Source organism: Vreelandella andesensis (assembly GCF_003989795.1).
Lineage (GTDB): Bacteria > Pseudomonadota > Gammaproteobacteria > Pseudomonadales > Halomonadaceae > Vreelandella > Vreelandella andesensis.
In genome coordinates, this window is sequence record NZ_RZHG01000019.1 from 51,387 (window position 1) to 77,066 (window position 25,680).

Annotated in this window: 27 protein-coding genes; 21 read left to right on the top strand and 6 right to left on the bottom strand. The window is 50.7% G+C overall.

What is annotated here, in order from left to right; translation table 11 throughout:
- Positions 1-237 precede the first annotated feature (237 nt).
- Both ELY33_RS09825 and ELY33_RS09830 read left to right on the top strand, forming a co-directional pair.
- Positions 238-789 (top strand): hypothetical protein, encoded by a 552-nt coding sequence (locus ELY33_RS09825; RefSeq protein WP_126947426.1) that lies wholly within the window; start codon positions 238-240, stop codon positions 787-789.
- Between the two features lie 60 nt (positions 790-849).
- Entirely contained in the window at positions 850-1,656 is an 807-nt protein-coding gene (locus tag ELY33_RS09830; protein ID WP_126947429.1) for a hypothetical protein, read from the top strand.
- A gap of 44 nt (positions 1,657-1,700) precedes the next feature.
- Here ELY33_RS09830 and ELY33_RS09835 read toward each other — a convergent pair whose 3' ends face one another.
- From ELY33_RS09835 to ELY33_RS09855, 5 genes are all read right to left on the bottom strand, one after another.
- The gene (locus ELY33_RS09835; RefSeq protein WP_126947432.1) at positions 1,701-2,078 is read right to left on the bottom strand and encodes a hypothetical protein; all 378 of its coding nucleotides are present in this window, start codon (positions 2,076-2,078) and stop codon (positions 1,701-1,703) included.
- A 76-nt stretch (positions 2,079-2,154) separates the two neighbouring features.
- Positions 2,155-3,435: a glutamate-1-semialdehyde 2,1-aminomutase gene (gene hemL, locus ELY33_RS09840; protein ID WP_126947435.1), complete on the bottom strand. Its 1,281-nt coding sequence runs from the start codon at positions 3,433-3,435 to the stop codon at positions 2,155-2,157.
- A 36-nt stretch (positions 3,436-3,471) separates the two neighbouring features.
- Positions 3,472-4,281: a bifunctional hydroxymethylpyrimidine kinase/phosphomethylpyrimidine kinase gene (gene thiD / locus ELY33_RS09845; protein WP_126947438.1), complete on the bottom strand. Its 810-nt coding sequence runs from the start codon at positions 4,279-4,281 to the stop codon at positions 3,472-3,474.
- Positions 4,281-4,712: a protoporphyrinogen oxidase HemJ gene (gene hemJ / locus ELY33_RS09850; RefSeq protein WP_126947441.1), complete on the bottom strand. Its 432-nt coding sequence runs from the start codon at positions 4,710-4,712 to the stop codon at positions 4,281-4,283. The genes thiD and hemJ overlap by 1 nt, the downstream gene beginning before the upstream one ends.
- 22 nt (positions 4,713-4,734) lie before the next feature.
- Positions 4,735-6,525, bottom strand: coding sequence for a chloride channel protein (locus ELY33_RS09855; protein WP_126947444.1), 1,791 nt, complete (start codon positions 6,523-6,525; stop codon positions 4,735-4,737).
- Between the two features lie 198 nt (positions 6,526-6,723).
- On the opposite strand from ELY33_RS09855, the gene argC reads away from it, so the two are divergent.
- The 19 genes from argC to mgtE all read left to right on the top strand — a co-directional run bounded on the left by argC (position 6,724) and on the right by mgtE (position 24,316).
- Complete coding sequence (argC, locus tag ELY33_RS09860; protein WP_126947447.1) at positions 6,724-7,758, top strand: N-acetyl-gamma-glutamyl-phosphate reductase; 1,035 nt, start codon at positions 6,724-6,726, stop codon at positions 7,756-7,758.
- A gap of 102 nt (positions 7,759-7,860) precedes the next feature.
- Positions 7,861-8,214, top strand: a complete 354-nt coding sequence (gene erpA / locus ELY33_RS09865; RefSeq protein ID WP_126947450.1) for an iron-sulfur cluster insertion protein ErpA — start codon at positions 7,861-7,863, stop codon at positions 8,212-8,214.
- A 149-nt stretch (positions 8,215-8,363) separates the two neighbouring features.
- The gene (locus ELY33_RS09870) at positions 8,364-9,134 is read left to right on the top strand and encodes a transporter substrate-binding domain-containing protein (protein WP_126947453.1); all 771 of its coding nucleotides are present in this window, start codon (positions 8,364-8,366) and stop codon (positions 9,132-9,134) included.
- 98 nt (positions 9,135-9,232) lie between these two features.
- Positions 9,233-9,904, top strand: a complete 672-nt coding sequence (locus tag ELY33_RS09875) for an amino acid ABC transporter permease (RefSeq protein ID WP_126947456.1) — start codon at positions 9,233-9,235, stop codon at positions 9,902-9,904.
- Positions 9,905-9,914: 10 nt separating this feature from the next.
- On the top strand, positions 9,915-10,673 hold the full coding sequence (locus tag ELY33_RS09880) for an amino acid ABC transporter ATP-binding protein (protein ID WP_126947459.1): 759 nt from the start codon (positions 9,915-9,917) through the stop codon (positions 10,671-10,673).
- A gap of 578 nt (positions 10,674-11,251) precedes the next feature.
- Positions 11,252-13,156, top strand: coding sequence for a tRNA uridine-5-carboxymethylaminomethyl(34) synthesis enzyme MnmG (gene mnmG, locus ELY33_RS09885; protein ID WP_126947462.1), 1,905 nt, complete (start codon positions 11,252-11,254; stop codon positions 13,154-13,156).
- On the top strand, positions 13,153-13,818 hold the full coding sequence (gene rsmG, locus ELY33_RS09890; RefSeq protein WP_126947465.1) for a 16S rRNA (guanine(527)-N(7))-methyltransferase RsmG: 666 nt from the start codon (positions 13,153-13,155) through the stop codon (positions 13,816-13,818). The genes mnmG and rsmG overlap by 4 nt, the downstream gene beginning before the upstream one ends.
- Positions 13,818-14,585, top strand: coding sequence for a ParA family protein (locus tag ELY33_RS09895; protein WP_126947468.1), 768 nt, complete (start codon positions 13,818-13,820; stop codon positions 14,583-14,585). Before rsmG ends, ELY33_RS09895 begins: the two co-directional genes overlap by 1 nt.
- 24 nt (positions 14,586-14,609) lie before the next feature.
- On the top strand, positions 14,610-15,539 hold the full coding sequence (locus ELY33_RS09900; RefSeq protein ID WP_126947471.1) for a ParB/RepB/Spo0J family partition protein: 930 nt from the start codon (positions 14,610-14,612) through the stop codon (positions 15,537-15,539).
- 194 nt (positions 15,540-15,733) lie between these two features.
- Complete coding sequence (locus ELY33_RS09905) at positions 15,734-16,135, top strand: ATP synthase subunit I (protein WP_126947474.1); 402 nt, start codon at positions 15,734-15,736, stop codon at positions 16,133-16,135.
- A 7-nt stretch (positions 16,136-16,142) separates the two neighbouring features.
- Positions 16,143-16,970 (top strand): F0F1 ATP synthase subunit A, encoded by an 828-nt coding sequence (gene atpB / locus ELY33_RS09910; protein ID WP_126947477.1) that lies wholly within the window; start codon positions 16,143-16,145, stop codon positions 16,968-16,970.
- 65 nt (positions 16,971-17,035) lie between these two features.
- On the top strand, positions 17,036-17,263 hold the full coding sequence (atpE, locus tag ELY33_RS09915; RefSeq protein ID WP_007112217.1) for a F0F1 ATP synthase subunit C: 228 nt from the start codon (positions 17,036-17,038) through the stop codon (positions 17,261-17,263).
- Between the two features lie 78 nt (positions 17,264-17,341).
- A complete protein-coding gene (locus ELY33_RS09920; RefSeq protein WP_126947480.1) occupies positions 17,342-17,812 on the top strand; it encodes a F0F1 ATP synthase subunit B in 471 nt (156 codons plus the stop codon).
- Between the two features lie 11 nt (positions 17,813-17,823).
- Entirely contained in the window at positions 17,824-18,357 is a 534-nt protein-coding gene (locus ELY33_RS09925) for a F0F1 ATP synthase subunit delta (RefSeq protein WP_126947483.1), read from the top strand.
- 16 nt (positions 18,358-18,373) lie between these two features.
- A complete protein-coding gene (gene atpA, locus ELY33_RS09930; RefSeq protein WP_126947486.1) occupies positions 18,374-19,918 on the top strand; it encodes a F0F1 ATP synthase subunit alpha in 1,545 nt (514 codons plus the stop codon).
- Between the two features lie 65 nt (positions 19,919-19,983).
- Positions 19,984-20,871 carry a F0F1 ATP synthase subunit gamma gene (gene atpG / locus ELY33_RS09935; protein ID WP_126947489.1) on the top strand — a complete coding sequence of 296 codons (888 nt, stop codon included), beginning with the start codon at positions 19,984-19,986 and terminating at the stop codon, positions 20,869-20,871.
- Positions 20,872-20,947: 76 nt separating this feature from the next.
- Positions 20,948-22,327, top strand: coding sequence for a F0F1 ATP synthase subunit beta (gene atpD, locus ELY33_RS09940; protein ID WP_126947492.1), 1,380 nt, complete (start codon positions 20,948-20,950; stop codon positions 22,325-22,327).
- A gap of 24 nt (positions 22,328-22,351) precedes the next feature.
- Positions 22,352-22,777, top strand: a complete 426-nt coding sequence (locus tag ELY33_RS09945; protein ID WP_126947495.1) for a F0F1 ATP synthase subunit epsilon — start codon at positions 22,352-22,354, stop codon at positions 22,775-22,777.
- Positions 22,778-22,933: 156 nt separating this feature from the next.
- On the top strand, positions 22,934-24,316 hold the full coding sequence (mgtE, locus tag ELY33_RS09950) for a magnesium transporter (protein ID WP_126947498.1): 1,383 nt from the start codon (positions 22,934-22,936) through the stop codon (positions 24,314-24,316).
- On the opposite strand, the gene ELY33_RS09955 is transcribed toward mgtE, so the two are convergent.
- A complete protein-coding gene (locus ELY33_RS09955) occupies positions 24,313-25,506 on the bottom strand; it encodes a cation diffusion facilitator family transporter (RefSeq protein ID WP_126947501.1) in 1,194 nt (397 codons plus the stop codon). The genes mgtE and ELY33_RS09955 overlap by 4 nt on opposite strands.
- Positions 25,507-25,680 lie beyond the last annotated feature (174 nt).

Sequence of the window (25,680 nt, forward strand, 5' to 3'; positions counted from 1 at the left end):
ATTAAAATAATATTATAAAAAATGGCCACTCAACAGAGTGGCCATTTTTATTTAATTTTTTTACAAGTAATTAGAAAACTAGTTCTAATATAATTAAAAAATATAGTCTTAATACATCACATATATATTAAATATATAACCCACACATTAAGAAAATTTCCTATGGCATCATTTCTCTATTAGTCCAAACTCAACTTATGAAACAAAAAGACACATAAAGTTTCAAAAGGAATAATAATGAAACCTTTAAGCCTTCACTCAACAAACCGCAAAGCAGGCATTAAACGCTATTTCGCCTCGCTAGTAGTGTTGTGCTTGTCTACGAATGTAATTATGCCAGTAGAAGCGAATGACAGCATATTAGTTCTACTTAAAGAAAGTTCACGGATTGCACAATATGTAGACCAAATTGATGCTTCGGCGCTGCAAGGAAACATTAGCATTATTGAACAACAAGGCAGTAATAATAATGCAAGTGTTGTTCAATCTCGTTCTGCTAGCTATCAGTTAGCTAATTTTTCTCACATTTATCAACGTGGAAATAATAATTCAGCCTTCGTTAACCAGATGAATGGGAATAATGTTGGTGTGGTGTGGCAAGTTGGTAATAACCATACAGCCAACATTAACCAACAAGGCAATAGCCTTTCATTTAGAGCTGATATCTATCAATTAGGTTTTAGTGGGGATGTATCGATTTCACAATCGGGCAGTGGCCTACGTGGTGTAAGTGTCCAGCAACAAAACTTCTCGGGCAACGCACGGCCGGTCACTATCGATACCTACTGAGTCGCCATCTGCTTCTCAGTAAACAACCAAAGCAAGTTGATTAAACAAAGGGGAAACACCATGAAAACTAAAATCACCGCCCTCGCCGCTGCAATTGCTGTTTCTTTGAGCATTGGTGTATCTGCTGATCCACGTAGCCCCAACTACGATCATGATGGAACTATCTTCAACGGCGGCTCTGGTGCATTTGCCTCACAAGAAAGCATTCGTGCTGGAATGAACGGATATCCTTCACAAGGGCAAGATGCAGGCGTTCGCTGGTCTGAGATCACTCAAAGTGGTGGTAATAACAATACCGCAGCAGCCACGCAGATGGGGCATCAACAGTACTCGCGTATTGCACAAACAAATGGTAGCTATAACGAAGCTTATGTCCGTCAAGGTATTGCTGGGGGGAATAATGAACGGAACGAATCCGTCGTTATTCAACGCGATGGTGACTCAAATGAAGCCCGCGTTACCCAAACCGGAAGTTTCAATGACTCTTATGTACGCCAGCTCGGTTCAGGTAACAAAGCAACTGTAGAACAACTGAATAACAGTGACTACAGTGACTCCATTATCTATCAAACAGGCGATAACAACACAGCAACGGTCAGCCAACGTGATAATACAGATGAGACATGGAGTTTCGTTGCTCAATATGATGATGGTCATGAAGCCAACATCACTCAAGTAAGAGCCGATAATTCTGCTTCCTATGTATTCCAAGCAGGACATGAAGGACATAAGGCTACTGTTGTTCAACGCGATGAAGCAAACAGCCTATCTATGATTCGTCAAAATACTAATATGGGTGGAGCTGCTGTAGCGTCGCACAGCCAAGTAAATGGCTCTGGCAACTACGCCAGCACCATTCAATGGTAAGAGCTCTACTTGTATCAACCGCCCCTTTCGGGGCGGTTTTTTGTTTAACGTACCATTACCGTTAATGTGCCGCCTTTTCCTTGGGTCGAGGAGCGCGAGCGGTTACTCCCCTTCAAGATAGTTACGTCTAAACGATCATCGTCGCTAAGCAGTTTTACTGTGCCTTCCAGGGTGGTGCCTTCAAAGGTAAATTCAGCGGGCACGGTGCCGCGCATTTCAGGGTGCTCAATGGTTTCATCGTTGTGAGTAATGCGCCACTGGGCTGAAAATTCCGCGCCGGGTGTACCGCCCATGGTGATGTGGATCTGAGTCATATCCTGCTCCTGCGCGGCCATTCCCGTCAGCGGTAAGCCAAAGGTGAGAACGGCAGTTAACAACATGCCGTTAAAATATGAAGAGTGCCAAGCCGATTGCCGTTTCATAATGTGTTTACCTCACTAACCACAAAGCCGCTCAATAGGAGCGGCTCTTGCAGTGTAGCAGGCACTTTACTTAATGTTACATAACGGCAAAGGCTTTTTCTGCGGCATCCAACGTTAGCTGAATATCTTCTGGGGTATGCGCGCTAGACATAAAGCCAGCTTCATAAGCAGAAGGGGCTAGATACACACCATGATCGAGCATGGCACCAAAGAAACGGCGGAAGGCGTCAGGATTGCAAGCCGTGGCTTGCGCAAAGTTATCCACACGGGATTGCGACGTAAAGAAAACGCCAAACATACCGCCAGCGGATTGGGTCATCATCGGTACGCGGACAGCGTTGGCACGCTCTTGTAAACCTGTACACAACGTTTGTACCCGTTGGCTTAGCGCATCATGGAAGCCTGGCACCTGAAGCTTGGTTAACAGAGCAACCCCTGCAGCCATGGCCAGCGGGTTGCCGGAAAGCGTACCCGCTTGATAAACCGGCCCCAGCGGCGAAATATTCTGCATAATCTCGCGTTTACCGCCAAACGCCCCAACGGGCATACCACCACCAACGATTTTACCTAAGCAGGTCAGGTCAGGTGTGACACCATAATGTGCTTGAGCTCCACCTAGCGCGATGCGGAAGCCGGTCATCACTTCATCAAAAATCAAAATGCTGCCAGATTCATTGCACACCTGGCGTAACGTTTCTAAGAAACCAGGCTGGGGGGGAATACAGTTCATATTGCCTGCGACGGGCTCCACGATAATGCAGGCAATCTGCTCACCGATTTCTGCGAAGCACGCTTCTACCCCTTCAGGGTCATTGTACGAAAGCGTAATCGTGTGCTCTGCAAGCGAAGCAGGTACACCTGGGGAGCTAGGCTCTCCGTGAGTTAACGCACCAGACCCGGCTTTAACAAGCAACGAATCCGAATGGCCATGGTAGTTACCTTCGAATTTAACGATCTTATCGCGTCCTGTGGTTCCACGCGCGAGGCGAATCGCCGACATCGTCGCTTCGGTGCCCGAGCTGGTCATGCGTACCATTTCCATGGAAGGAATCATGTCGCAGATCAGATCGGCCATGGTGGTTTCAACAGCAGTCGGCGTACCGAAGGAAAGTCCGTTATCTAACCGTGCACGCACAGCGGCGAGTACATCTTGATCGGCGTGGCCGGTGATCATCGGCCCCCATGAGCCGATATAATCAACGTAGCGGTTACCTTCCACATCGAACAAGTAGGCCCCCTGGGCACGTTCCATAAATACAGGCGGACGATGTAGGCCTTTAAAAGCACGGACAGGGGAGTTAACCCCCCCCGGAATATGACGACTTGCGAGTTCAAACAGTTCTGCAGATGTGGTCATGGCATCCTCAACATTAATGGCTTACTGCCAATGAGATCAAAAGCGTACGGGGCGTGGCAAGCGTTTCGGTAAACACTGGCCGCTGGGGGGCTGATAACCGTGAGACAAACTCTCCCAGGTAAAGTGCTGGGCTTGCTCACAGGCGGTTGGTAAGCGCTCACCTACGGCTAAACGTGCCGCAAGCGCTGAGGCTAATGTACAGCCAGAGCCGTGAAACACTTCAGGTAAACGTGGCCACTGCCATTGCCGTGTGGTGTCAGGCGAGTGCAGCGTGTGCACAACCTGTTGCATGTTTCCTGGCAGTGGATCGTCAGTGGCGGTTACAAGGACACCTTGGCAACCCTGCGCCAGCAACTCGACGGCACGGGCCGTATCATCAAGAGGATCGGTTATATCAGGCGTCAGTGCAGCAAGCTCAAACCGATTAGGCGTTACTATATCCACAAGTGGTAACAAACGATCAATATAAAGCTGCTGCAAGGCGGGTGTGGATAACGTAGCGCCACCCCCTGCTTTTAATACCGGGTCTGATACCACGGGAATTCCTGGGAAACGGCGGATAATTTGTTCCGCGGCTCGCAGCGTTGCTTCATCAGCCAACAGCCCCAGCTTAATCGCTGCAATTTGCATATCACCTAACGCTTCGGCCGTTTGCCTCATTACAGCAGGATCGGCAGGCAGAATACGTATCACATTATGGCAATTTTGCACGGTGAGTGCGGTTGGAATGGTGACTGCCCAACCGCCGCAGGCGGCTATCGCCTCGCTATCAGCCACCAGTCCGGCACCACCAGTTGGGTCGTGGCCCGCTAATACTAAAACAACGGGAGGAAGAGGTTGGCGCATCAAAAGGGCTTCACTACCGCCAGGATAATAATCACAATCAACGCAATGACGGGCGCTTCGTTAAACCAGCGGAAAAACACATGGCTTTTGGTGCAGCGGGCTTGATCAAATTGCTTCAAATAAATTAAGCAAACATGATGATAAGCGATTAATAGCGCAATCAACGTTAGCTTTGCGTGCATCCAACCTTGGCTGAACCAGGCAGGCACGAGATATAGCATCCAGCCCCCGAAGATCAGCACAATGATCATCGACGGCGTCATAATCCCACGGTATAGCTTGCGCTCCATGGTTTTAAAGTAAGTGATCGCTTGCTCATCGCCTTTATCCCGCGCTATGGCGTGATAAACATACAGCCGCGGCAAATAAAACAGCGCAGCAAACCAAGTAACAACCGCCATTAAATGAATGGCCTTTACCCATAAATACATAGTTTCTCCTTAGGCGTTGGGCTCATTGCTTAGCATCAGCTTCACGGGGGTCAGAATAGTGATAATAGCGTTCGATAGCGCCACGGGTAATGATACCTGAAATTCGCTGCTGCTTTGGTCGATAACCGTGCACAACATAGAGCGCGCCTAGCGCATTGTCCTGAAGTTTTAGAAACGCTTCTGATAGCGTTGCTTGTAATCCAATAGGTGCCATTTCAAGCCGCTGACCAGGAATCTCAAATAAATCGATGAGTTCATCTTCTGGTGGAGCTTCGCCTTGTAGCGCTTCATCATGCTCTAGCAACCAACGCGCAAGCTCCGCGGCTTTAAGCGCCAGCACTGGTTTTTCTGCACTAGAGCGCTCAATAACCAGCCACACAGGATTCGTTTCCAACAGACGACGCGCATGATCGGGGGCAATCATACGATCTGTGCGCACTAAGTTGCGCTCCATTACTGCCGGCACTGACACACGTGAAAGCGCCTGCATTAAAGGTTGCTGTAGCGGATGCAGCCCATAGCGTACCGAGCTAATAAAAAAACCTTCGCAGCCAGTAAGCTGACGAGAGGTTAGGCAGGCAACCACAACGACAAGCATGCCAGGCAGCATAATATGAGGCGAATGCGTTAGTTCAAGCAACGCCATTAAAGCGGCAAGTGGAGCTTGCAATACAGCGCCCATCATTGCTGCCATGCCCAGCATGGCATAAATACCGGGGTCTGCCGCTTTATCCGGCCATACCCAGCCACCCAGTATTCCCCCTAGGGCACCGGTGGCGGCGCCTACTACTAATACGGGGCCGACAATACCGATTGGCACACCACCTGCCACGGTGATGGCAGTAATCAATAACTTAGCAATCATTAGCGCCAACAGCACCGTGATAGCCAGTTGATTATTCAAAATGGCAGCAACGCTGTCGTAACCAATGCCTTGTACGTCGGGAAACCACCATGCAACGGTACCTGTTGCCACACCAACTACGCCTAACCTTAGCCATAGCGGCCACTGCTGCAAGTACTGACTGCGGGAAATATGAATGAATAAGCCTGCTAACAGCCCAATCACCAAACCAATAATAACCACCCAGGGCACATTCATTAATGAGCCAAGGGCAACTTCAGGAATGCGGAACGCCGGTTCGTTGCCGTATACCAGTTGGGCGACTAATGCCCCCATGGTAGAGGCAAGTATCACTGGCATAAAGCTCATCAGGGTGTATTCCATCATCACCACTTCCATGGCAAAAATCACCCCTGCGATTGGCGTATTAAACGATGCCGATATACCTGCTGCCGTACCGCAGGCAACCAACACCCGCAAACTGTTGTTAGGCAAACGAAGCTGAAGCCCCAAACCACTGGAAGCCGCCGCCCCCAAATGAATGGCAGGCCCTTCACGTCCCGCAGAGAGACCGCCCAACACCGACACAACGCCAACCCACCACTGATTCAACCAGTTGCGCATAGGAAAGCGTCCCTGGTGATAAGTAAGACGCTCAATAACATGGCCGACACCTAACCTACGGGCAGTCGCCTTTTGGCGATAGAGCAGCGTGCCAATCAGCGTCACGGCAATCATTGGCAGCAGTGCACGCAGCCATGGCGCTAACCCCTCAAAGGCTTCAGGATTGCCGTCAGGCATGTAAAGTGCAGCGCCACCCTCCAGCAGCAGTCGAAAAGCCACCATCACCGCGCCTGTAATCACCCCCGAGACTAAGCCCAGCACACACAGCTGAGGCAGGGCATCAACATTCGCCAGCTGGCGACGAAAACTTTCCAAGGTAAAATCTGACCGGGAAAAACGTGCCACAACGTCCGTCCTTGCGCTTATTATTCATTTCTACGCACCATGTTTACTTCAGTGAACGTAGGCCTGTTTACCCATAGCGCTCTTATGCGCCTGCTCTCTTGTGTATCATAGCTAGCTACAGTTCAACAGTTTGAGGTATTTCACTCGGCTGTTAATTATTGTTGAGTCTGACTGTGCGTAATGCGCAAGGAGTGGTTTGTGATTAAGGTTGGCATTGTAGGCGGTACCGGCTATACCGGCGTTGAGCTGTTACGGTTACTTGCCCAGCATCCTCAGGTAAGCGTAGAAGCCATTACCTCGCGCTCGGAAGCAGGTGTGAAGGTAAGCGACATGTATCCCAACCTGCGCGGCCACTACGACGCGCTCACGTTTAGCGAGCCAGACGCCAAGGTACTCGGTGCAATGGACGCTGTGTTCTTTGCAACGCCCCATGGCGTCGCTCACGCGCTAGCAGGCGAGCTGCTCGACAATGGCACTCGGGTAATCGACTTATCTGCCGATTTTCGGCTGCGCGATGCCAACGAATGGAGCCAGTGGTACGACCAGCCCCACGGCGCACCGGAATTACTCAATGAAGCCGTTTATGGCCTGCCAGAAATGCATCGCGAGCAAATCAAAAAGGCTCGCTTAATTGCTGTACCAGGCTGCTATCCAACGGCTGTTCAACTGGGCTACCTGCCGCTTTTAGAAGCCGGTTTGATCGACACAGGCCAGTTAATTGCCGACTGTAAATCAGGCGTGACCGGAGCAGGCCGTGGTGCCAAAGTCGCCTCATTACTGGCCGAAGCCAGCGAATCGATGAAAGCCTACGGTGCGTCTGGCCATCGCCATTTGCCTGAAATCCGTCAAGGCTTGAGCGATATGCAGCCAAACAGCGTAGGGCTTACTTTCGTGCCCCACTTAACGCCAATGATCCGCGGTATTCACGCCACGCTATACGGCACACTCACTGCAGAACCGGGCGATTTACAGGCACTTTTTGAACAGCGTTACGTCAACGAGCCATTTGTTGACGTTATGCCCGCAGGCAGCCATCCAGAAACACGCAGCGTAAAAGGCAACAACACCTGCCGTATCGCTGTTCACCGTCCTGGCAACGGCAATACCGTGGTGGTGCTCTCAGTGATTGATAACTTGGTTAAAGGCGCCTCAGGCCAAGCGATTCAAAACCTGAATCTCATGTTTGGCTTTGAAGAAAACATGGGCCTCAACGCCCCAGCCTTGATGCCTTAAGCCTCTACTAATTCCCAGCAATAGTTGACCATTTTGCTGGGAATTACCCATAATCACACTCCAATGTCGATTATTCGTTCTTTAAGCTCGCGGGAGGTACCCATGAGCGGTGCAGAAGCTTTTGTTCCAACGCCTCTACTATTATCTAATAGTGCCCAGAAACGCATCCAAGCGTTAATGGCAGAAGAGGCCAACACAGCGCTGAAACTACGCGTTTACGTCACCGGAGGTGGCTGCTCGGGGTTCCAGTATGGGTTTGATTTTGCTGAAAACGTGGCCGAGGACGACACGCTGATTGAATTTGGCGATGCGATTCTCGTGGTTGACCCTCTTTCCTATCAGTACTTGGTGGGTTCAACCATCGACTATGAAGAAGGCTTAGCAGGTGCTCGTTTTCGTGTTCAAAACCCCAACGCCACAACCACTTGCGGCTGCGGGGCTTCCTTCATGGTCTAACCAACGTTGGTAACAACCCCCTCCCCGTGACTTGACGCCTTGGTGGTTTCTCGCCAAGGTTAAAAGGTCAATAACGGTTGCAGACGTAATTTGTAAGAGAAAATTTTCTTTATATGACGTCGCAAACCAAATAAAACACGGGAAAGCTAATGAACTACCTACTAAAAAAATCTGTCGTTGCTACCGCACTTGCACTGGGTTTAAGCAGTACCAGTGTTGCATTTGCACAAACACCTTCCGTCAATGTGGCCACTGACCCAAGCTTCGTGCCGTTCGAAATGATGGATCCTGAAACCGGCGAAATGATTGGTTTTGACATGGATATCATCAACGCCGTTGCCGAACGGGCTGGCTTTGAAGTTAACCTCACCACGATGGAATTCTCTGGCATCATTCCCGCTGTCCAAACCGGCAGCCAGGAAATCGCCATTGCGGGCACCACCATTACAGAAGCGCGAGCCCAGGTTGTCGACTTCTCTGACCCCTATTACGACTCAGGCCTGCGGATTATCGTGCGCGCCGACAACGAAGATGTCGCTTCGATCGAAGACCTAGCAGGCCTCACCGTTGCCACCAAAATCGGCTCTACTAGCTACGATTATCTTCAGCAGGAACTCGGCGATGATGCCAACATCACTCCTTATCCAGGCACTGCCGACATGTACATGGCGCTCTTAGGACGCAACGTCGACGCAGTGCTATACGATGCTCCTAATGTCGCCTACTTCTCGCAAACCCGCGGTGAAGGTCGTACCAAGGTGGTTGGCCCGCTATATGAAGGTCAGCAGTACGGCATTGTTTTCCACAAAGGCAGCGAGTGGGTAGAGCCAACCAACAAAGCGCTTGCCGCCATGCGTGAAGACGGCGCCTACGATGAAATCTACACGAAGTGGTTTGGTGAAGCTCCCAGCGCTGAGTAATACCGCTGTTCGCTTTCACTAACGAATGCTTTTCATCTCAGGGCCGGGCGGCTATTCCCCCGGCCCTGTGTCGTTGTTTATTTTTCTGGAGATAACGCGTGGACGTTAACTTTCAGTTTGATTGGTCGGCCGCATTTGGGTCGATCCCTTACCTGTTACCAGGTATTCCTTGGACACTGCTTATATCGTTTGGCGGCCTAGCCATCGGCTTCTTTATTGGCATTTTCTTTGGTTTATTGCGTATTAGCCCACTACGTTGGTTGCGCTGGCCAGCGATTTTTTACGTCGAAGTTTTCCGCGGTACGCCCATTTTAGTACAGGTTCTATTTATTTTTTACGGCTTACCCCAGCTACTGGGTAGTCCCATCAACGCATTAGTCGCCGGTATCGCCGCTATCGCCATTAATTCAGGGGCATATATATCAGAAATCGTGCGAGGCGGCGTACAGTCCATCGAGCGTGGCCAGCGAGAAGCATCACTCTCATTAGGCCTGTCTAGAACTCAAGCGTTTCGCTATGTCATTTGGCCCCAGGCACTTCGCCGCATGATTCCTCCGCTGGGTAACCAAGGCATTATCAGTATCAAGGATACCTCGCTATTTTCAGTTATCGGGGTCGGTGAATTGGTTCGCCAAGGGCAAATTTATATTGCGACCACCTTCACCGCACTAGAGGTCTATTTCATGGTGGCACTTATGTATCTTGTCATTACCTGGACCCTCTCTTTGATTCTGCGCCAAATCGAGCGCAGAGGCCTCGCAGGACAATAAGGAACGTGCAATGACCTCTACACAATCGCCAATTGTGCGTATGCAGCAGCTCAATAAGCATTTTGGCAGCCTGCACGTGCTCAATAATATTGATCTTGAGATTATCCCCGGTGAAGTCGTCGTCGTCATCGGTGCCAGCGGCTCTGGTAAATCAACCCTTATACGCTGTATCAATGGCTTAGAAGAGTTTCAATCAGGTTCCCTTGACGTTGATGGCAACGAATTATTGCCTAACGGTAAAAGCAGTAAAGCGCTGCAAACCATCCGTACGGAAGTTGGTATGGTGTTTCAGCAGTTCAACCTTTTTCCCCATTTAAGCGTGCGCGACAACGTCACTCTCGCGCCTATGAAAGTACGGGGATGGAGCCGCCAGGATGCCGAGGAAACGGCTGACAAACTGCTAGAGCGTGTTGGTATTTCCGACCAAGCAGACAAGTATCCGAGTCAGCTCTCGGGCGGGCAGCAGCAACGAGTAGCGTTAGCACGGGCGTTGGCTATGGAACCCCGCCTTATGCTGTTTGACGAGCCTACCTCGGCGCTTGACCCTGAAATGATTGGTGAAGTGCTGGACGCCATGCGTGAGCTTGCTAAAGAAGGCATGACCATGGTGATTGTGACGCATGAAATGGGCTTTGCCCGTGAAGTGGCAGATCGCGTTATTTTCATTCATCAAGGCGAAATTGCTGAACAAGGACCTCCTGAACAACTGTTCGATACACCTCAACATGAGCGTACACAATCCTTCCTTGCACGCGTTTTGAAACACTAATGTCTGCGTAAATCTGGTTTTAAATCTGGCTTTTTTGCCAATTTTTACCTCATTAAATGGCCTGTCATCGCGACTGGCCATTTTTTTTGCCTGTGGATACTATTTTTTACACGCAGCACACTATCGTTCTAAGACACCTGCCATAAGCGCTAATAAGGACTTTTTGAGATTCCAATCTCACTTGTTCACAGGTGCGGTAACAAACTCGGTATGGGTCGGTGGATAACCCGGTGTTTATCGTGCCTGTGTGTAAGTCGTACTTTCATCCACAGGAGCAACACCGCTTCTACGCAGGTACTCCGCCGTTTAATCATGTAAAAGCTAACAATTTAAATCATTGATAAAATTAGTATTAATAGGGTTATCAACAGTTTTTGTCCACACTAATAATTACAACATCAATAGAACTTCTCTTATATATTTTTATTTTTTTATTAATAATGCATGAGTAATAAGTTTGGGGTGTGGAAAAACCTGACGGTTACCCACAGGAGGTTTATACTGGCCGGCTTACTCAATCAGTGAAGTCACGCTGACCCATTTTCATCCGTGCCAAACGGCGCAAGACGAGGTGCCTCTTGAACTATCCCGACCGCTTTGACGTGATTGTCATCGGCGGTGGCCATGCGGGAACTGAAGCCGCATTGGCCTCTGCTCGTATGGGTTGTCAAACCCTGTTGCTAACCCACAATTTTGAAACGCTCGGCCAAATGTCGTGCAATCCAGCAATTGGTGGGATTGGCAAAAGCCACTTGGTAAAAGAAATTGATGCACTCGGTGGTGCAATGGGGCTAGCCACGGACCTAGGCGGCATTCAGTTTCGAGTTTTGAACGCTCGTAAGGGCCCAGCCGTTCGAGCAACACGTGCTCAAGCAGATAGAATTCGTTACAAATCGGCTATTCGTAGCATGTTAGAAAACCAGCCGAACTTGACGATATTTCAGCAAGCGGCTGGCGACCTGATTGTGGATAACAACACCGTTCGAGGCGTCGTGACCGAAACAGGCATACGCTTCCATGCGGAATCCGTTGTGCTATCAACCGGTACGTTTTTGGGTGGCGTTATCCACATCGGATTAGATCAAAGCCGCGGCGGACGCGCAGGCGATCCACCTTCCAACGCCTTAGCCGAACGCTTACGTGCATTACCGTTTCGTGTCGACCGGTTAAAAACCGGCACCCCCCCGCGGATTGATGCTAAAACCGTTGATTTCTCAGTGTTAGAAGAGCAGCCAGGTGATACGCCAACACCGGTGATGTCATACCTGGGCTCACGGGACATGCATCCTCAGCAGGTAAGCTGTCACATTGCGCATACCAACGAGCGCACCCATGAAATCATCATGGCAAACCTTGACCGTTCACCGATGTATTCCGGTGTTATCGAAGGCGTTGGTCCACGATACTGCCCATCGATTGAGGACAAAGTTCACCGCTTTGCCGACAAATCGAGCCACCAGGTGTTTATTGAACCTGAAGGGCTGGATACCCATGAGCTGTATCCCAACGGAATCTCAACGTCGTTGCCTTTCGATGTTCAGCTGCAAGTGGTTCGTTCAATTAACGGTCTGGAAAACGCCCATATCACCCGGCCTGGGTACGCAATCGAATATGACTTTTTTGATCCGCGAGATTTGAAACATTCGTTGGAAACTAAATTTATCCACAACCTATTTTTTGCCGGACAAATCAACGGTACCACCGGCTACGAAGAAGCAGGAGCTCAAGGGTTGCTGGCTGGCTTAAATGCGGCTCGTCGTGCCAAACAGCTAGCGGCGTGGCATCCGCGTCGAGATGAAGCGTATCTTGGTGTGCTGGTGGATGATCTGATCACCATGGGGACCAAAGAGCCTTACCGCATGTTTACCTCACGCGCGGAATATCGCCTTTTGCTACGTGAAGATAATGCTGATCTGCGTTTAACCGAAAAAGGTCGCGAGCTTGGTTTAGTCGACGACAAGCGTTGGGCGGCGTTTAGCCTAAAACGTGAAGCCATCGAACGTGAAACAACGCGTTTGGCCACACTTTGGGTGCAACCCAATACCCCTGCTGCTGCCAAGGTTGCTGAAAAAACCGGTCGGCCGCTTCCCCGTGAGTACTGCTTAAGTGAGTTGCTCAAGCGCCCAGAGCTTACTTATGCCGATATTACATCGCTTCCTGGTATCGAAAGCGGCGATGTAAACGACGAAACGGTTGCTGAGCAGGTGCAAATTCAAGCGAAATATCAAGGGTATATTGACCGTCAGCAGAATGAGATTGATAAACTCAAGCGCCATGAAGCGATGCCGCTGCCTGCCGAGTTGGATTATCAACGCGTTGAAGGATTATCCAATGAGATCCGTCAAAAGCTTAGCGAAACGCGGCCGGAGACTCTGGCACACGCGGCCAGAATTTCAGGCGTGACCCCCGCTGCGGTCTCTATTTTGCTAATACATTTGAAAAAGCGTCGCTTAGTCAGTACTACCGAGGTCGTTAACGGATGAGTCAATTAACGCCGTTGATCAACAGTTTGCCCGAAACCGTTGCACCTCGATTAGAGGAAGGATTGGCCGAGCTAGGTGCCGTTATTACTCCTTATCAGCGCGAGCAGTTACTTGGTTTGCTTGCTCTGTTGCACAAGTGGAACCAAGCTTATAACCTCACCGCTGTGCGAGATGTTGAAGAAATGGTGTCACGACATGTGCTGGATAGTGCTGCTGTTGCCCCGTATGTCCATGGTACACAGGTACTTGATGTAGGCGCTGGCCCCGGCCTGCCCGGCCTCGTGCTAGCTATTATGAAGCCTGAGTTACAAGTAACGCTGCTCGATAGCAATGGCAAAAAAGTTCGCTTTCAGCGCCAAGCAGTGATGGAATTAGCGTTGACGAACGTCACCCCAACTCAGGCACGTGTCGAGCAATTTACTGGTCAGGCGTTTGACCAAGTTATTTCCCGAGCCTTTGCTAGCTTGGTAGACTTTATCTCGCTAACCCGTTCGCTACCGGCAGCTCACGGACAGTGGCTTGCTATGAAAGGCCCTGGCGCAGATGATGAATTGCGTGAGTTACCCGCCGATGTTGAGCTACGGGCGCGTCACCTACTGAGTGTTCCCTTCGAGACGGCCGAGCGGCAGTTATTGATTCTGACCCCAAAAGGAGTTGAGTAGTGAGCCAGATCATTGCCCTAACCAACCAAAAAGGCGGTGTGGGCAAATCCACTTCAGCCGTTAACCTTGCCGCTAGTTTGGCAGCCTTAGATCGTCGGATCCTGTTGGTAGATTTAGACCCACAAGGCCATGCCAGCATGGGCAGTGGCATCGATAAGTACGCGCTTGAAAAAAGCGTACTTGATGTATTGCTGGGCGAAACAAGCGCAAGCGATGCGATTGTTCGTGGGCTTCCAGTTAATTATGACGTCCTTCCAGGTAATGGTGATTTAACGGCTGCTGAAGTAGAGCTGCTTGATAGCGACCAACGGCAAAGTCGTTTGTCGTTAGCACTGCAGACCGTGGCAGATGACTACGATGTTGTGCTCATTGATTGCCCGCCGTCGCTCAATATGCTGACCGTAAATGCGCTAACAGCTGCTAATGGCGTGCTTATACCATTGCAGTGTGAATTCTACGCATTGGAAGGATTATCGGCGCTACTGGATACCGTTGAGCAGATCAAACAAAGCATCAATCCTGATTTAGCCGTTTCAGGCATCCTGAGGACTATGTACGATAAGCGCACGAGTCTGACTCGCGAAGTCGACAAACAGCTGAGGGATTTTTTTGGTGATGCACTGTTAAAAACAACCATTCCACGCAATGTGAAGGTTGCTGAAGCACCTAGCCATGGCTTACCCGTTACTCAATACGCGCGTTTTTCACGAGGTAGTCAGGCTTACCGTGTGCTTGCAAAAGAAATGATTCGGCGGCTATCGCTGTAACGTAAAACGTACGAGGGAAAGCGAATGACGCGTAAACGCGCGCTAGGACGTGGCCTGGACGCCCTGATTGGTGCGGGTGCCCGTCGTCGTGACAGCTTAGATATTACGGGTGGCATGGCGCTTGACAGTGCTAACACATTACAGTTGCCTGCTGCACCAACAGAAGCGGCGGCTGAACGGCTAGAACGATTACCGCTTGGCCAACTTACCCGCGGCAAGTATCAGCCACGTCGGGATATTCAGCCAGAAGCGTTGGAAGAGCTTGCCGATTCGATTCGTGCGCAAGGGGTGATGCAGCCGATTGTAGTTCGCCCTGTAGGTGAAAACCGCTACGAAATCATTGCAGGTGAACGCCGTTGGCGCGCTGCACAGCTGGCCGAATTAGACGTTATTCCTGCTGTTATTCGCGATGTCAGCGATGAGGTGGCACTTGCACTGGCGTTGATTGAAAACATTCAGCGCGAAAATTTAAATGCCATCGAAGAAGCGATGGCTCTAAAACGTCTAGGGGATGAGTTTGAGCTTACCCAGCAGCAAATTGCTGATGCAGTCGGTAAATCACGCACGCAAGTCGCCAATTTACTGCGCTTGTTAGCGTTAGACCCTGAAGTACAAACGCTACTGGAACGCGGCGATCTAGATATGGGACATGCACGAGCTTTGCTGTCGCTTAATAGTACCCAGCAACGCCAAATTGCCCATGAAGTGGTCAATAACGATTTGACCGTTCGTGACACTGAATCGCTGGTTAAAAAAGTGCAAGCTAACCAAACATCTGTCCAAACGTCGCCGCGTGCTGTAAAAACACCGGATGTTGCAAGACTTGAAACACACCTGGGAGGATTGCTGGGTGCTTCCGTCTCTATTGATCATGGACAAAAAGGGAAGGGAAAGGTAACAATTCGCTACACCAGCCTTGAAGAGCTCGACGGGATTTTAGAACATATTAAATAGCAGGCTCATGAAATTTACGACACATTTTTAGCCCTTTGGTCGCAAGTAAGTACCGAAACGCGCTAAATTCGCGCAACTTCGGTTGAAGGTGTGATAGCGCTTCCCTATAATCGCGCAAGATTTGTGTCGGTCGTTAGTAATAATGATAAGCAGCAGGTTACGAAAAACGCGTCAACCTAACGAGCTGGGAAATTATGCGACGTTTGGAAACCCAGCGACAAAAAACATATTTTGTTCGACTAATGCTGGCGCAACTTATCGTTACGCTCTTAGGTATGTTGTTTGCTTTTTCGATAGCACATCTGGCAGGCGTGTTATCGGTGTTGAAGGGAGCGCTGGTAGCGCTGCTACCACACGCTTTTTTCATACAGCGAATGGGCATTTTCCGCGCGAAGCGTCGCTCATCTGATGCGATGGATTTATTTCGCGCCGAAGCAGGCAAGTTTGGTTTGACGGTGGCACTTTTTACATTGGTGTTTGTTGTAGCGCCCCCCTCAAACCCCGCTTTCTTTTTTTGTGCTTATGTCGCGGTTATTTTGACGCATTGGCTAGCACCTTGGTTAATGCCCAGGAAATCGCACAACTTATTGAGGTGACATGTCTATGGCCGCAGGAAACGAAGTCTCATCGACTTACTATATCCAGCACCACTTGCAGAACCTAACCTTTGGTAATCACCCAGAAAACGGTTGGTCACTGGCTCATTCCGCTGAAGAAGCGCGTGAAATGGGGTTTTGGGCTATCCACCTGGACACCATGGGTTGGTCTATTGCCATGGGCTTGCTGTTCATTTGGATCTTCCGCAAGGCCGGTAAGCTAGCGACCACCGGTGTGCCCGGTGGCTTGCAAAACGCCGTAGAAATGGTGGTTGAGTTCATTGAAAACCTGACTCGCGCCACTTTCCATGGACGTAATCCTGTTATTGCGCCCCTGGCGCTGACGCTGTTCGTGTGGATTCTACTCATGAATACGTTGAAAATTATCCCAGTGGATTACTTCCCTGTGTTGTTTAATAAGTTAGGCGTTGAGTACATGAAAATCGTACCGACAACTGACCCCAATGCCACTCTAGGTATGGCGATAGGCGTCTTCTGCTTAATTATTTATTACAGCATCAAGGTTAAAGGAGCAGGTGGCTTTGCTAAAGAACTTTCATTGACGCCATTCAATCACTGGGCACTCATTCCTTTCAATTTAGTGCTTGAAGTGATTGGTTTGCTCGTAAAGCCGCTAGGCCTTGGCCTGCGTCTATTCGGCAACATGTTTGCCGGTGAGGTCATCTTTATCCTGATAGCCCTATTGCCGTTCTGGGCTATCTGGCTGTTGGACGTGCCATGGGCCATTTTCCACATTCTTGTGGTAACGCTGCAGGCCTTTATTTTCACCACGCTCTCGGTCGTGTACCTGAGCGCGGCGCACGAACACCACTAAACCAAGCAACAACGCTTTTATTAACCCTCAACCCTTAACCAAAACTTAAAATCAGGAGCAATATCATGGAAATGGTTTATCTCTCAGCTGCCATCATCATCGGTTTGGGCGCACTAGCTACTGGCATTGGCTTTGCCTTGTTGGGCGGCAAGTTGCTTGAATCTACGGCGCGTCAACCTGAACTGGGCGACCAGCTGCAAACCAAAACCTTCATCATGGCCGGTCTGCTTGACGCCGTTCCGATGATCGGTGTTGGTATCGCGATGTACCTGATCTTCGTTGTCGCCGGTTAATGACAGCTTAGCCGAGCGGACACTCCGCTCGGTTTTGTTTCACTCCGGTCGCCACGAACTTGTCAGAGGTACATCCCTGTGAATATCAACATGACGCTTATCGGGCAGACGATCGCCTTCGCGATCTTTGTCTGGTTTTGCACAAAGTATGTGTGGCCTCCGATCAGCAACGCGCTTCACGAGCGTCAGAAAAAAATTGCTGATGGCTTAGACGCAGCTAGTCGCGCTAGTCGCGACCTTGAGCTAGCTCAAGAGCGTGCAGAGCAGACGCTGCGCGAAAGCAAGGAGCAGGCTTCTCAAATTCTCGAGCAAGCCAACAAGCGCTCTGCTCAGATGATTGAAGAAGCACGTGATCAGGCCCGCGCTGAAGGCGAACGCCTAATAGCCAGTGCACGTTCAGAAATCGAGCAAGAAGTGAACCGAGCAAAAGACGATCTTCGAGCCCAGGTTTCTCACCTCGCCATCATTGGTGCTGAGCGTGTATTAGAAGCTTCGGTCGACGAGAAAGCACATCGCAAGTTACTTGATGAGCTTGCTGCTGAACTGTAAGGAGGTGACCCATGGCGGAATTACTTACCGTCGCTCGTCCTTACGCTAAGGCGGCGTTTGAATACGCGCGTGATCATGAGGCGTTTGATAGCTGGTCCCAAGCGCTTGGTTTTTTAAGCGCTGCGGTTGCCAACAGCGACGTTCGCCGTTTGCTAGGTAGTCCAAAACTTGAGAACGACAAAAAGGTAGCGTTGCTTTCTGATATGTTGTCGGAAAAGCAAGAAGGCCTGACGCGGTTTTTGGATACCTTAGCTGACCAAGGTCGCTTGTTGGCACTGCCCTTCATTGCTGAACAGTTCGAGTACCTGCGTGCCGAACATGAACAGCGCGTTGAAGTGACAGTCACATCAGCCTATAAGCTGACTGCCGCACAGCAGACCAAGCTAGCGAACGCACTCAAGAAACGTTTGAATCGCGAAATCTCCATTACTACTCAGGTGGACAAGACGCTTATTGGCGGTGTCATCCTGCGTGCCGGCGATACCGTCATTGACGGCTCGGTACGTGGTCGATTGAATCGCCTTTCCGAAGCGCTAACCGCTTGAGTCTGAGGGACATGGTATGCAGCAACTGAATCCTTCCGAGATCAGCGACATCATCAAGCAGCGAATTGAGAAGCTTGACGTCGCATCTGAAGCCCGTAATCAGGGCACCATCGTCAGCGTATCCGACGGTATCGTGAAAATTCACGGCCTCGAAGACGCGATGTTTGGTGAAATGATCGAATTCCCTAACAGCATCTTTGGCATGGTACTGAACCTGGAGCGCGACTCCGTTGGTGCCGTTGTCCTGGGTGACTATCTGCAACTTCAAGAAGGTATGACCGCTCAGTGTACAGGTCGTATCTTAGAAGTGCCGGTAGGTCCTGAGCTGATAGGTCGCGTTGTCGATGCGCTAGGTAATGCTATCGACGGTAAAGGCGATATCAACGCTAAAATGACCGATGCGGTAGAAAAAGTAGCGCCTGGCGTTATTACCCGTCAGTCCGTTGATGAGCCGATCCAGACAGGTTTGAAGTCTATCGATGCCATGGTGCCAATTGGCCGTGGTCAGCGTGAACTGATCATCGGTGACCGTCAGATTGGTAAGTCTGCCATTGCTATCGATGCGATCATCAACCAGAAAGGCAAAGGCGTTACTTGTGTTTACGTAGCGATTGGTCAGAAGCAGTCAACCATTGCTAACGTGGTGCGTAAGTTAGAAGAACACGGTGCGATGGAACATACGATCGTCGTGGCTGCTGGCGCTGCCGACCCGGCACCGATGCAGTTTCTAGCCGCTTACTCTGGCTGCACCATGGGTGAGTACTTCCGTGACCGTGGTGAAGACGCATTGATCGTTTACGACGATCTTTCCAAACAAGCTGTGGCATACCGTCAGGTATCGCTACTACTGCGTCGTCCGCCTGGTCGTGAAGCCTATCCTGGTGACGTTTTCTATCTCCACTCACGTTTGCTGGAGCGCGCTGCGCGCGTTAATCCCGATTACGTCGAGAAGTTCACCAACGGTGAAGTAAAAGGCAAAACCGGTTCTTTGACCGCACTGCCGATTATTGAAACCCAAGGTGGCGACGTTTCCGCGTTCGTTCCGACCAACGTTATCTCGATTACCGATGGTCAGATCTTCTTGGAAACCAACCTGTTTAACTCCGGTATTCGTCCGGCAATTAACGCAGGTCTCTCGGTTTCTCGTGTTGGTGGTGCAGCGCAGACCAAGATCATCAAGAAATTGGGTGGCGGTGTTCGTCTGGCCTTGGCTCAGTACCGTGAACTGGCGGCATTCTCGCAGTTTGCTTCTGACCTTGATGAAGCGACCCGTAAGCAGCTTGAGCATGGTCAACGCGTTACCGAACTGATGAAGCAAAAGCAGTATTCGCCGATGTCAGTGGCGGAAATGGCGCTGTCTCTGTACGCCGCTAACGAAGGTCACTTGGATGATGTGAGCGTCGATAAAGTGTTGGACTTCGAACGTGCTCTGCACGATTACATGAAGTCTGAACACAACGACCTGCTCGATAAGATCAACCAGACCGGCGACTACAACGGCGAGATTCAGGACGGCTTGAAGTCAGGTCTCGAGAAGTTCAAGGCGACTCAGAGCTGGTAATGTCCGGCCCGCCTGCGGGTGGGCTTGCATGCTTTCTGAGAGCCACGAACGAAGGGTAGATCGCTATGGCAGCTGCAAAAGAGATACGCACCCAGATCGGGAGCATTAAAAATACGCAGAAGATTACCAGTGCCATGGAAATGGTAGCTGCATCCAAAATGCGTAAAGCACAAGATCTGATGAAGGCTGGCCAGCCGTATGCCAAGCAGATTCGTAATGTGGTAGGCCACATTGCTGACGCAAACCCCGAATACAAGCACGACTACATGGTCGAGCGTGATGAGGTGAAGCGCGTTGGTTATATTGTGGTATCTACCGACCGCGGTCTGTGTGGTGGCTTAAACGTCAACCTGTTTAAGGCAGTGGTGAAAGATGCCGTTGTCTGGAAACAGCAAGACGCCGAGCTAGACTTCTGTGCCCTTGGCTCTAAAGCCGGCGCCTTTTTCCGCAATTATGGAGGCAACTTAGTTGCTGCCAAGAGCGGATTGGGAGAATCGCCGTCTGTTGAGGGACTGATCGGAAGTGTCAAGGTCATGTTAGAAGCGTACGACGAAGGACGCCTTGACCGTTTATTTGTGGTGTATAACGAATTTGTTAACACCATGACGCAACGGCCAGTCGTCCGTCAGCTTCTTCCGTTGTCGTCCGATATGGGCGAAGACGCAACGCATGACGAAGAAAACGCCCGTCCCGGAAGCTGGGACTACCTGTATGAACCGGATGCCAAGGCGTTGCTAGACAGCCTGTTGGTTCGATTCATCGAATCACAGGTGTATCAGGCGGTAGTCGAAAACGGTGCGTGCGAACAGGCCGCCCGAATGATCGCTATGAAGAGTGCCACTGATAACGCGGGCAACCTGATCGACGATCTGGAGATGGTATACAACAAGGCCCGTCAGGCCGCCATCACCCAGGAAATTTCCGAGATCGTCGGCGGCGCTTCTGCCGTATAACGCCGAGGGAGCTAGCTATCGCAAAGATAGCTCCCGGCAGACAGGTTTCATTTGCAGGTTTTTGAGAGGAACCAAGATGAGCGGACGTATCGTACAAATCATCGGCGCGGTGATTGACGTAGAGTTTCCGCGGGACTCTGTGCCCAAGGTCTACGACGCGCTGAAGGTCTCTAATGCTGAGACCATCCTCGAAGTCCAGCAACAGCTGGGCGACGGCGTGGTGCGCACCATTGCCATGGGCTCTACTGAGGGCTTGAAACGTGGCTTGGACGTGACCAACACAGGTACCGCAATTTCCGTACCGGTCGGTAAGGAAACGCTAGGTCGCATCATGAACGTGCTCGGTGAGCCGATTGATGAAGCAGGCCCGATTGGTGAGCAAGAGCGCATGCCAATCCACCGCAAAGCACCAAGCTACGCTGACCAAGCAGCTTCAAATGAGCTGTTGGAAACCGGCATTAAGGTTATTGACCTCGTTTGCCCGTTCGCTAAGGGCGGTAAAGTTGGTCTATTCGGCGGTGCGGGTGTTGGTAAAACCGTTAACATGATGGAGCTTATCCGCAACATCGCTACCGAACACAGCGGCTACTCTGTATTTGCTGGTGTTGGCGAGCGTACGCGTGAGGGTAACGACTTCTATCACGAAATGACTGAATCCAACGTTATCGATAAGGTATCGCTGGTTTATGGTCAGATGAATGAGCCACCTGGCAACCGTCTGCGTGTTGCGCTGACTGGCCTAACCATCGCTGAGAAATTCCGTGATGAAGGCCGCGACGTGTTGTTGTTCGTCGATAATATTTATCGCTACACCCTGGCGGGTACCGAAGTATCTGCTCTGTTGGGTCGTATGCCGTCTGCGGTAGGTTATCAGCCAACGCTGGCTGAAGAGATGGGCGTTCTACAGGAACGTATCACCTCTACCAAAACGGGCTCCATCACATCGGTGCAGGCCGTTTACGTACCTGCGGATGACTTGACTGACCCGTCTCCGGCAACGACCTTCTCGCACTTGGACGCCACCGTTGTACTGGCACGTTCTATCGCAGAGCTTGGTATTTATCCTGCGATTGATCCGCTGGATTCTACGTCGCGTCAGCTAGATCCGCTGGTCGTCGGTGAAGAGCACTATAATATCGCTCGTGGTGTACAGAACGTTCTGCAGCGTTACAAAGAACTGAAGGATATTATCGCGATTTTGGGTATGGATGAGCTGTCTGATGAAGATAAGCTGGCAGTATCGCGTGCGCGTAAAATCCAGCGCTTCTTGTCGCAACCGTTCTTCGTTGCAGAGGTGTTTACTGGTTCGCCCGGTAAGTATGTGTCTTTGAAAGATACTATTCGTGGCTTCCAGGGTATTCTCGCGGGCGAGTACGATAACCTGCCGGAACAGGCCTTCTATATGGTCGGCTCCATCGACGAAGCTGTCGAAAAAGCCAACCAGATGAAGAAGTAATCCCGTCCATTAGGGGGATTCGCTATGGCGAATAGCTTTATTTGCAATATCGTCAGCGCTGAAACATCTATCTTCTCAGGCAGTGTTGAGCAGGTAGTGGCTTCCGGGATTATGGGTGACCTCGGCATTCTGCCGGGGCACGCCCCGCTGCTGACCGAGCTTCAGCCGGGCCCGGTTCGCGTTATCCACGATGGCCAGGAAGAGAACTTCTTTGTTTCGGGCGGCTTCATGGAAGTCCAGCCGGATGTCGTGACAATTCTGGCTGACGCTGCGGCGCGGGCTAGCGACCTTGATGAGGCCGCTGCCGAAGAAGCACGTCAGCAAGCGCTGAAAGCATTTAATGAGAAATCGGCAGAGCTGGATTATACCCGCGCTGCCGCTGAACTTGCCGAAGCCGTTGCACAGCTACGAACGATTCAGCAGCTGCGCAAAAAGGCGGGTAAAGGCTAAAATCACGCCTTAGCGTGAGTGAAGCGCTCCTTGAACCCGATAGGGTTTAAGGGGCGTTTTTTTTGTTTGGTACTATGGGAAAACGTATTCAGCGTAGCGACGCTCGTCTGTAACACCTCATCTGCATAATATGCGTCTGCACAAAGGGAGATAGCGATGTCATTGAACGATGAAACCTTGGAGGAACTAAAATCTGAGCTGCTGGGTGAGCTGAACAAAGAGAAACCCAACAAGGCTCTCATCGCGGAGCGTTTAGCCGACATCCGCTCAGCAGATATTGGTGAGGTGGTTGAAGAGCTAATTGAAGACGACGAAGAGTTGCCAGCAGCGCTTGCCATACTTGATATTCTCTCTACTGAGCGCGCTGCCAATGTGCTGGGCTATTTACCAAGAGAAAGTCAGCTTGAAGTCGTTGGCGAGCTGTCTGATACCCAGGTGCTTAAACTTCTTGAAGAGATGGGGTCTGATGAGCGTGCAGATTTGTTTAACCTGCTTGGCGAGGATCGCCGAGAAGCGTTGTTGCGACGCATGGCCCATCAAGAGCGCGAAGATCTTAAACGTTTAGCAAGCTACGAAGAAGGCACCGCTGGCGCCATCATGACCTCTGACTATGTCGCCATACCCAGTGGCATGACGGTGTCACAAGCCATGATGCGGGTACGCCAAACCGCCCCAGATGCGGAAACGGTGTATCAGCTCTATGTGCTTGATGGTGACGGACAGTTAATTGGCACCATGTCGCTGCGCCAACTGATGGTGGCTCGTCCAAGGGCGTTGGTTGACGACATCATGATTAAAGATGTGATCAGTGCACCGGTAGATGAAGAGCAGGAAGACGTGGCCCGCACGGTTGCCCGCTATGACCTGCTGGCGTTGCCCGTATTAGACGCTGATGGTCGGATGGTAGGCATCGTCACCCACGACGATGCCATGGACGTTGCCGAATCGGAAGCCACCGAGGATATTCACAAGGGGATGTCTATCGGTCAGCTAGAAGATGGGGTTAGCCGTGTTTCGCTGTGGAATCTTTACCGCAAGCGAGTGACTTGGCTTGTACTACTGGTATTCGCCAACTTGTTTTCTGGCGCAGGCATTGCGTATTTCGAGGACACAATTGCCGCCCAGGTCGCACTGGTATTTTTCTTGCCGCTACTGATTGGTAGTGGCGGCAACGCAGGTGCTCAGGCAGCTACATTGATGGTACGCGGTATGGCAACTGGCGACATTGGCGTAAAAGATTGGAGCAAAATGCTCGGTCGTGAGCTGCTGGTGGCTGGTTCGCTGGGAATTACCATGGCGATCGCAGTGGCACCCATTGGGGTTTTTCGTGGTGGTGAAGCAGTGGCCATCATTGTGGCGTTAAGTATGGTGACCATTGTTCTATTTGGCAGCATGATTGGTATGTGTCTGCCGTTCGTACTAGAGCGCTTTAAGGTCGATCCCGCCACCGCCTCGGCCCCATTGGTAACAACCCTAATTGATGCTTCGGGGGTATTGATTTACTTCACCATTGCGACTGCTATTTTAGCCAATGGTTAGCGCATCGCACTGCTGGCCGCGCGGGTAATAAACATAACTTCCACATTGCCTAGCCACTCGATATCTCTGGCCAGCCCCTTTAACTGGCTGGCTAGGCACTGCGGTGGCTGGTGGACCGAATCGCCAATAATCAGCGAAACCGATACCTTATCGTCTAAATAGTGCAGTTGAAGCTCGGTTAACGTGCGCCAAACAGGATGCATGTACCAGCGCTCATTCAGTGCGGCTTCCACTTCGGGGCGCAGTGGAAGGCCGGGAAGGCGGCTGGGATCGCCTTCTCCGGCATCATCTTCAGGATCAACGTGAAAAATGACATCAGTGAGCAACGGAAACTTATGTCGCAAACGCCGGCTCACTTCGTTGCCTATTTCATGAGCTTCCGACACGGTTATTTTTGATCCGACGACGACATGTAAGTCGACCATGACCCAGCCTGCAGACTGGCGGGTGCGTAAGTCATGGACACTGTCTACGCCTGGGACGCTAAGAGCAACATCATGCATCTGTTGTTGAACGCTTTCAGGCAGCGCGGTATCCACTAGTTCTCGCGCTGACTCCCAAAGTAAATCCCAACCTACTTTGCCAACCAATAAGCCAACAATGATAGCGGCAACGGCGTCGAGCCAGCCTAACCCAAACTGCGCGCCAATTAACGCGACCAGTACCACCGCAGTAGACAGTGCATCGCTGCGAGAATGCCAAGCGTTTGCTTCCAATAGCTTAGATTTAACGCGTTTGGCAACGCGCATGGTATAACGAAAAATCCACTCTTTGCTGAACAGAGCAATAATTGTTATGACAATAGCGACCAGGCCAGGAGCATTGACTTCAGTGCCACTAAACAAACGGTCAATACTAGACCAGGCAATACCACCCGCCACAAAGATCAGTACGCTGCCCAGTAGTAGCGTCGTTAAGGTTTCGATACGGCCATGGCCGTAATGATGATCATCATCTGGTTCTTGGCGGCCGTAATGAATAGCAGCTAACACAAAACCATCGGTCACAAGATCTGAAAGTGAATGAATACCATCAGCAATTAGCGCCGCCGAGCCCACCCAAAAGCCAACCACGACTTTTACAATGCTTAATATGCCATCCAGCCAAGCGCCAATATAGGTAACACGCTTGGCCTCTTGGCTATCTAATTGATGCTTGGAAACCACGGGTGATTCTACGGTCTGAGTCATGAGGAACCTTGCGGGGACACCAACGTCAATAGATGCCTATTGTAGCTTACCGTGCCACTGGCTATATACCTTCCTGTGAATTTGTTCGTACGTTGGATGCGGACAATGAATAAAGGGGTGTGTATCCTTATCGCCATTGCGGGTGTTTGAATGTCATCCACCGGATGAATGTCG